Annotated in this window: 5 protein-coding genes and 1 pseudogene; 2 read left to right on the forward strand and 4 right to left on the reverse strand. The window is 70.0% G+C overall.

Annotated features, from left to right (window positions below; all coding sequences use genetic code 11):
- Both DLJ59_RS00930 and DLJ59_RS00935 read left to right on the forward strand, forming a co-directional pair.
- Positions 1-181, forward strand: a pseudogene (locus DLJ59_RS00930) (PrgI family protein); the annotation flags it as partial.
- On the forward strand, positions 178-1,983 hold the full coding sequence (locus tag DLJ59_RS00935) for a VirB4 family type IV secretion system protein (protein WP_124770626.1): 1,806 nt from the start codon (positions 178-180) through the stop codon (positions 1,981-1,983). The pseudogene DLJ59_RS00930 and the gene DLJ59_RS00935, both read left to right, overlap by 4 nt.
- A gap of 94 nt (positions 1,984-2,077) precedes the next feature.
- On the opposite strand, the gene DLJ59_RS00940 is transcribed toward DLJ59_RS00935, so the two are convergent.
- The 4 genes from DLJ59_RS00940 to DLJ59_RS00955 form a co-directional block, all read right to left on the reverse strand.
- Positions 2,078-2,815, reverse strand: a complete 738-nt coding sequence (locus DLJ59_RS00940; protein WP_124770627.1) for a hypothetical protein — start codon at positions 2,813-2,815, stop codon at positions 2,078-2,080.
- Between the two features lie 92 nt (positions 2,816-2,907).
- Positions 2,908-4,623 (reverse strand): site-specific integrase, encoded by a 1,716-nt coding sequence (locus tag DLJ59_RS00945; protein ID WP_244235770.1) that lies wholly within the window; start codon positions 4,621-4,623, stop codon positions 2,908-2,910.
- A gap of 32 nt (positions 4,624-4,655) precedes the next feature.
- Complete coding sequence (locus tag DLJ59_RS00950; RefSeq protein ID WP_124770629.1) at positions 4,656-4,967, reverse strand: helix-turn-helix domain-containing protein; 312 nt, start codon at positions 4,965-4,967, stop codon at positions 4,656-4,658.
- A gap of 4 nt (positions 4,968-4,971) precedes the next feature.
- Entirely contained in the window at positions 4,972-6,057 is a 1,086-nt protein-coding gene (locus DLJ59_RS00955; RefSeq protein WP_124770630.1) for a tyrosine-type recombinase/integrase, read from the reverse strand.
- Between the last annotated feature and the right edge of the window lie 300 nt (positions 6,058-6,357).

Raw genomic sequence — 6,357 nt, forward strand, 5'->3', positions numbered from 1 at the left:
CACGGTGCGGGCGTTGGCCGGCCTCGGCGTCAGCCTGCGGGTGCTGGACGGCTCGGCGGTCACCGCCGCTCTGGCCGGCGCTGCCGACCCGTACCGGCCACCGCAGCCTGGCGGCCTGGCCGCGCCCGACGCCGTCATCTCCGCCGCTGCCCCCACCCGCAGGACAAGGAGCCAACGATGATTAGGAAGAGACGGTCCGGCGACGACGGCGCACCGCCGCAGCCGGGCTCGCTGGCGTCGGCGGTCGCCCCGGCCACCGTTGAGGTCACACCCCGGTGGCTGCGGGTGGGCGACGGCTTCGCCGCCACCCTCGTCGTGACCGGATACCCGGCCGAGGTCGGCCCGGCGTGGCTGGAGCCGCTGCTGTCCTGGCCGGGCCGGCTCGACCTCGCGTTGCACATCGAGCCGCTGCCGGCCCCGATCGCCGCCGACCGGCTCCGCAAACAACGAGCACGGCTGGAGTCCTCCCGGCGGGCCGACTCCGAGCGCGGCAAGCTTGCCGACCCCTACGTCGATGCCGCCGCCCACGACGCCGGTGACCTGGCCGAGCGGCTGGCGCGAGGCGCGGCGAAGCTGTTCCGCGTCGGCCTGTACCTGACCGTGCACGCCCGCACCGAAGACGAACTCCTGCAGGCGTGCGCGCAGGTCCGGGCCGCCGCCGCGTCCACCCTTCTGGAGGTGCAGCCCGCGACGTGGCGGCAGCTGCCCGGCTGGACCACCACCCTGCCCCTCGCCTGCGATGGGCTGCGGATGCTGCGCACCATGGACACCCAGGCCCTCGCCGCCGCTTTCCCCTTGTCGAGCCCGGACCTGCCCGCTCCGCTGCCCGGCGACCCGTCGGCCACCGGAGGTGTCCTCTACGGGATCAACCCGGCCAGCGCCGGCATCGTCTGGTGGGACCGCTGGACGCAGGAGAACCACAACTCGATCGTCCTGGCCCGCTCCGGGGCCGGGAAGTCGTACTTCGTGAAGCTGGAGATCCTGCGCAACCTCTACCAGGGTGTGCAGGTCGCGGTGGTGGACCCCGAGGACGAGTACCTGCGACTGGCCGACGCGGTCGGCGGCAGCATCGTCCGGTTGGGCCTGCCCGGCGTGAAGATCAACCCCCTGGACCTGCCGGTCGGCGACCGGCGTCCCGACACGCTGACCCGCCGCGCTCTGTTCCTGCACACCCTGGTTAGCGTGCTGCTCGGCCACCAGCCGCCACCGGCGGAGCGCGCCGCGCTGGACCGAGCCATCCTTGCCGTCTACCGGGCCGCCGGGATCACCGCCGACCCGGCCACGTACGGCCGGCCGGCACCGCTGCTGCGCGACCTAGCCGCCACGCTACGCGCCGACGACGACCCGGCGGCCGCGACGCTGGCCGCCCGGCTCGCGCCGTGGGTGCAGGGCAGCTTCGCCGACCTGTTCGACGCACCCACCACCCAGGCCCCGGTCGGACACCTGGTCGTGTGGTCGCTGCGGCACCTGCCCGACGAACTGCGCACCGTCGGCACCCTGCTCGCGCTGGACTCGATCTGGCGCACCGTCGACTCCCCACAACGCCCGCCGCGGCGGCGGCTGGTGGTGGTTGACGAGGCGTGGCTGCTGATGCGCGACGGCGAAGGCGCCCGCTTCCTGTTCCGCATGTCGAAGGCGGCACGCAAGCGCAACGCCGGGCTGACCGTCATCACCCAGGACGCCGCCGACGTGCTGGGCACCGACCTCGGCCAGGCGGTGGTGTCCAACGCCTCCACCCAGGTGCTGCTGCGGCAGGCGCCGCAGGCCATCGACGCCGTCGGCGAGGCGTTCGGGCTCACCAACGGTGAGCGGCGGCTGCTGCTCTCGACCCGCCGCGGCCAAGGGCTGCTGATCTCCGGGGTCAGCAGGACCAGCTTCGAGTCGATCGCCTCCGACGCGGAACACGCCCTGTGCACCACTGACCCGGAGTTCGTCGCAACTTTGCCGGATTTTGGCGGGAACTTCGAGGTCGACGACCTGTGACGAGCTTAGCGAAGCGATGATGTTGGGGAACTGCGGGCTGACGCTAGGTGGGAATCAGGATGCTGGATGCACCCGATCACCCGCGCAGCCGCATTCAGATGCTGCCTGCTGCGGCGTAGACCACGTACCACAGCGCCGCACTCAAAGCACCGCATGAGACGGCCGCGGTTAGCAGCATCGGCCATGCGCGCCAAAGACGGTGCGCCGTGGCGAGCCAGGCCAGGACGACAATCGGAAGCACGATCTTGACGGTCTGGCCGGCCAGAACGCCTCGAAAGAATTGCGCTTGGTCCGGGTCGGTCACGGCCAGCAGCCGCCAGGGTGGTGCCAGCACCAGGGCCTGCCAACCGTCGCCGGAGAGCAGCCCGCAGAGCCCTCCCGCAGCCAACGCCGAAGTTGGGGGTTTGCCGACCCGCAAGACGTAACCGAGCATCCCGAGCATCGGGCCCGCGACGACGGCCGCAGCCAGCCACGCAGCCGTCATGATGGCAACCGAACGCAGCCCCAGTAGGTCGGCCGACGTGCCGTCCTCGAGGTGGCCTCCGCTCCACCGTCGACTGACCATCAATACGAGCAGGTAGTAGAGCAGCGTGGCCAGCACCAACAGCATGGTGGCGTCAATTGCCGCTCGTCTCGCCGTGTCGGCTGAACGGCCGACGAGGACAGCAGTCAGCCCCCAAGCGAAGCCGCTGCTGGTTAGAGCGATCAGGAGCTGCCCAGCAATGCCTGCGACGGAGTCGGCCGCGAATGCGAGCAGGCCGAGCGTGACTGCGGCAGTTGCGACCATCGCCGTGCGGCTAGGACGAGCTGCCGCGGCAACAGAGTTGGCCACGCCCGCCTCCTGTAGAAGGGGCGCTGACCATACCAAGGTGACGTTCTGCGGCGGATCCTTGCGGCGCCGAGGACGGGTCGCGGAGTCTTCTGTCATCGGTGGCGCATCATGTTGACGGTGACGGCGTAGCGGTGCGCGGTGTGCACGGACAGGCCGAACAGGTCCATGAGCTGTCGGATGTCGCCGCTGGTGGCGTGGGCCTCGTCGAGGATGCGGTCAAGCCGGATCTGTTGTCCGGCGATGCCGAGTTGATGGCGGATCCACCAGGACGTGACGGGGCGGGTGGTGATGGCGCTGCGGGCGTGGATGAACAGGTGCGGGTTGACGCTGCGCGGCCATGCCTGTTGTCGGTGATCGAGGTAGGCGCGCAGGCGTTGCCGGACGGCTGCGGCCAGGGGGATGACCTGGCCGTCGATGTGCAGGTGCCCGTCACGCAGGTCGGTCAGCTGCAGGTGGCAGAGCTGGGCGACGCGGATGGCGTGGAAGGCGAGCAGCGCGGCCAGTGCGGCGGTGGCGGGCTGTTCGGAGTTGAGGTCGGCGCGCAGCGCGTCGAGGTTGACCCGGGCCGGTGCCGGGGGCGTTGGTTGCGGGGCGCGGACGCGGGCGGTGGGGTTGACGAAGACGAGCTTGCGGGCCTTGAGGATCCGGAAGATCGACCGTAGGCCCTGCAGGGTGGTGTAGCGGGCGAGCGGGTCCGCGGGTAGGGCGGTGGTCACGTCGTCGATGCCGATCTCGCGTAGCGAGTCGTGGGTGGTGGCCCACTGCTGCAGGGTGGGCAGTGCCCAGCGCAGGTGTGTGCTGATGGTGCTGTCGGCGCGGGGTTTGCGTCGGGGTGGGCTGGTCGAGCCGTGGCGCATCACTTGAAGCCACTCGGTCAGCTCGTCGCGCATGAGAGCGGGCAGGCCGGCGGTGCTGATCGTGAACCAGGCGAGGATGGCGGGTTGCCGATCGTCGTCGAGCAGGCCCGCGTCGTCGAGGACGTCGGCGACCACGGCGGCGGAGTGCTTGATGCGGGATAGCAGGGCCACGTCGCTGCGGCGGATAGGTGCGCCGGGAGTGTCCTGGATACCGAGCATGATCCGTATGGCGCGGCGGATCCTTTCGACCTTGCTCGGCCGCCAGCCGTGACGGGCGGCGTGGTCGGCGACGAACGCCATCAGCGCCGCTTCCCGACCGGCGTGCGGTGGCGGCGGGAAGCCGCGCCGTTGACCGGCTGACAGGTCGCGTGGCACCTCGAGCAGGGTGAGCTGACGGTAGGTCACGGGCGTCAGCAACCGCATGTCCGCCGGCGTCGTCTTCTTTTGATAGGGGCGTTTGCCGGTGCCGGGCTGGTGCCACATCCCGGCGAAGAACAGCTGTTGGCCGTACCGGTTCGCCTCAGCCAGGCTGACATCACCGGTGCGGCGTGCCGTGTTGTGGGCGACGAGGCTGCGCTGGCGGTGACACAACCGGCAGGAGCCGTCGTCGTAGAGCGCGACGTGCTGACCGCAGGTGCCGCAGGCGGCGACATGGCGGTGGGTCTCGCGGAAGGACCGGCAGGCCACGCACATCCAGCCGTAGGTGCGGGTCACGCCCCAGGCGTGGCAGTCCGGGCACGAATCGATGAGCACGCGGCGTTGCGCGAGAGGGCCGGGCAGCTTCCACGCCGGGGACAGTTGGCCGGGCGCGTGCGGGTGGCACCGGGCGCACAGACCCGAGGTGAAGTAGTCGACCTCCGATCCGCACTTGTAGCAGGGCGGGGCGGTGACCGGGCCGCCGGGCCAGCAGCCGAAGCAGTACGGGATCTCGCGCATCGCCGGCGGACGCACGCCGCAGACAGTGCAGGGCCGGGGTTTACCCTTCACGCGGGCGGCACCGACGTGTGACGCCCAAGCCGAGGACTCGGCTGTGGCCCTGCGCCGGTCGAGGCTTGGGCCGGGCGGCGGGCGTTGACCTTGTCCGGCTCGCAGATCAGCAGGTCCGTCGGGGTGCAGCCGAGCACCACGCAGATCACGTCCAGGTCGTCCAGGCGGATCGTGGTCGGTGTGCCCGTCCACAACGCTGACATCTTGCCGGCGCTGATCTCCAGGCCGTGCTCAGCCAACCGGCGGCGCATCTCGGTGGACTTCCAGATCCCGGCCTGCGCCGCGCGCATCCGCAGGTTCCACTGCATCCCATCACCCTCCGAGCTGTCCCAGACGCGCCGCCGTGCGCTGGTTACTGATCTTCCATGCCTGTGTCACGTGCTCGGTCGGGACGTGGATGTAACGGGTCGTCGTGGACAACCACGAATGCCCCAGCAGTTCCTGGATTGCCTTGACGTCCAAGCCTTGGGCGTAGAGCGACGACGCGCAGAAGTGCCGCAGCATGTGCGGGGTCAGCCGGCCTTGCCAGTCCGCGAGCCCACGGTTCACCGCGGCTGCCAGCCCGTCGCGTAGCGTCTGCACACCCGCGCGTGGACAGCACCCGGTCAGTGGGTCCGGCTTGCGCTCGGCGGGTAGCAACGGAGCGTCCGGGTTGGTGTAGTCGCTGCCGAACTGATGGCGCACCTCGACCATCCACCAGTCCAGCAGTTCCCCCACCGAGTTAATCGCCGGGACCAGCCGCGTCTTGGCGCCACGACCCCGGCTGCCCTTGCCGAACCGCACGTCGAGGCAGCCGTACTCACCCAGATCACGACGCCAGTCGCGGATGTCGAGCATGCACGTCTCGGTGATTCGCAGCCCGACCCGCCGCCACAACGAGGCGGCCAGATAGTCCCGCGCCGCCGGCAGGAATTTGCGGGCCTGCGGCAGCCACTGCCGCCACATGGCGAACAGCCGCTCCACCTCATCACTGCTCGGCGGCACCCGGATCGATCCGTAGTCCGCCCGGGCCGGCCGATTGAACTCGTCGATCACCTGCTCGACCACGACACCGGTCAACCGATGGATGTCGCCCTCGTACCGCACGAGAAGGAACTCGAAGAAATGAGCCAACGCCCACGCCTTGTGCTGCACCGTCAACCGCGCGAGCCCCGACCGGCGCTGCTCGGCCAGGAACCGGTCCGCGTCACTCGGCCGCGCTGTCCAGACCGGGCGACCCAAGAACCTGATGAACTCGAACAACACCGATCGGTCCGCCGCCACCGTGCTGTCTGCGGACCCAGAGCCCACCGCAGCCAACAGGTACTGATCCACCAGCTCCTGCTCGAAGTCCTCGACGTCAGTGTGAGTCGACAGGCGCCGCGGAGCGTCCAGCGATCGCACCACCGCCAAGCCCATGGCTGCTCCAGATCGCCGAAGTCGACAACCAGTCGGGATTACTGCGAACTGTTCAGCAATCCCGACCGACGGTCAACCACCGACACGCGTTCCAGTCGGCCCACCTGGCCACTTGCAACACCATCTGGCCAGAGGACGAGCGACAAGGAACTCCGTGCAGTTCCGGTAACCGACCCGGTCGAACTGGCCGACCTCGACGAGGAAGAGGGCGATCTTTGACACCGCCGACCGAAGCCCTCAGCTCAACGCTCGTATCCCCGGCGCCCGGCCCCACCAGCGGGCCGGACGCCGGCCCCATCC

The organism is Micromonospora inaquosa, from assembly GCF_003857055.1.
Taxonomy (GTDB): domain Bacteria; phylum Actinomycetota; class Actinomycetes; order Mycobacteriales; family Micromonosporaceae; genus Micromonospora; species Micromonospora inaquosa.

Coding starts and splice junctions, on each gene's coding strand:
- DLJ59_RS00955 (WP_124770630.1), bottom strand. CDS start 6,057: ATGGGCTTGGCGGTGGTGCGATCGCTGGACGCTCCGCGGCGCCTGTCG.
- DLJ59_RS00935 (WP_124770626.1), top strand. CDS start 178: ATGATTAGGAAGAGACGGTCCGGCGACGACGGCGCACCGCCGCAGCCG.
- DLJ59_RS00950 (WP_124770629.1), bottom strand. CDS start 4,967: ATGCAGTGGAACCTGCGGATGCGCGCGGCGCAGGCCGGGATCTGGAAG.